A 454-nucleotide genomic window follows, 5' to 3' on the forward strand; every position below is an offset into this window, starting at 1 on the left:
TGGTGTAGGGGGATTGTTCTGGCCTGATGTAGGTCAGACCATCGGCAATCTGCTTATGAGTGCACCCCATGAGGGTGAGGCGTTCGATGATTTGGCCGGCGTCACTTTCGTAGTCGATGTAGGCGACGTGGTTCCCGGCTTGGAGTTGGCGGGCGGTTTCGGTTTGGATGAGGAGGCTTTTTCCGGACTCGCTTTCGCCGTGGATGTCGTGGATGAGGCCGGGGTAGAGGAGGGCGACATGGTCGGTGCGTGTGAAGAGTGTGGGTGTTGGCGGGGTGTAGGTGCCGTCGAGGTATGGGGTGAGGTTGGTGGGTTGCCATGTGGGCGGCAGGTCGTCCTCGTCGCCCTCGCTGTTTTCGTGTTGTGGCGTGGTGTCTGGGTTCGTGTCTGCTTTATCGTCTTGGTTGTCGTGTTCTGCGCGTGTGAGTGGTGTGAGGGGCAGGTCGATAATGAT

The 454-nt window shown here is 59.0% G+C and carries 1 protein-coding gene; it reads right to left on the reverse strand.

All coding sequences use genetic code 11. From position 1 onward, the window contains the following. Positions 1 to 454: hypothetical protein (locus tag HMPREF2975_RS12605; protein ID WP_227469341.1), on the reverse strand; the 454-nt coding region annotated here is incomplete at both ends.

It is taken from the genome of Actinomyces sp. HMSC065F12 (genome assembly GCF_001814535.1).
Lineage (GTDB): Bacteria > Actinomycetota > Actinomycetes > Actinomycetales > Actinomycetaceae > Pauljensenia > Pauljensenia radingae_A.